The sequence below is a fragment of the Streptomyces murinus genome (assembly GCF_002154555.1).
GTDB lineage: Bacteria > Actinomycetota > Actinomycetes > Streptomycetales > Streptomycetaceae > Streptomyces > Streptomyces murinus.
In genome coordinates, this window is record NZ_MUNF01000688.1 from 1 (window position 1) to 735 (window position 735).

At 73.5% G+C, this 735-nt stretch carries 1 protein-coding gene; it reads right to left on the minus strand.

What is annotated here, in order from left to right:
- Window positions 1–15 precede the first annotated feature (15 nt).
- A partial coding sequence (locus CCN72_RS33150) for a S41 family peptidase (RefSeq protein ID WP_244174599.1) occupies window positions 16–735 on the minus strand: 720 nt, incomplete at its 5' end.

Sequence of the window (735 nt, forward strand, 5' to 3'; positions counted from 1 at the left end):
ATTGTCAGACAGGCCCTAGAGGGGCGGCAGCGCCGGAGGTGTCTTGGCGGGGGCCGCCTCCAGCGCTTCCAGGGCCAGCCTGACCGCCTCGTCCAGTTGCGGGTCCGCGCCCCTCGCCCAGTCCTGCGGGCGCTGTACGACCTCCACGTCCGGGTCGACGCCGTGGTTCTCCATGGCCCAGCCGGGGCCCTCCAGCCACATGGCGTACTTGGGCTGGGTGACCAGGGTGCCGTCGACGAGGCGGTAGCGGCTGTCGATGCCGATGACACCGCCCCAGGTGCGGGTGCCGACGACCGGGCCGATGCCGAGGGCCTTGATGGCGGCGTTGACGATGTCGCCGTCGGAGCCGGAGAACTCGTTGGCGACGGCGACGACGGGGCCGCGCGGGGCGTGCCGGGGGTAGCTGAAGGCACTGCGGCCGCGGGGCATGTCCCAGCCGACGATGCGGCGGGCCAGTATCTCCACGACGAGCTGGGAGGTGTGGCCGCCGCGGTTCTCCCGGACGTCCACGATCAGGCCCTCGCGGGCGACCTCGACGCGCAGATCGCGGTGGATCTGGGCCCAGCCGGGGGCCTGCATGTCGGGGACGTGCAGATAGCCGAGGCGGCCGCCGGAACTCTCGTGGACGTGGGCGCGGCGATCCGCGACCCAGGCGTGGTAGCGCAGGGGTTCCTCGTCGGCGAGCGGGACGACCACGACGTGCCGGGGGTCGCCGCCGGCCGCGGGTGAGACGGT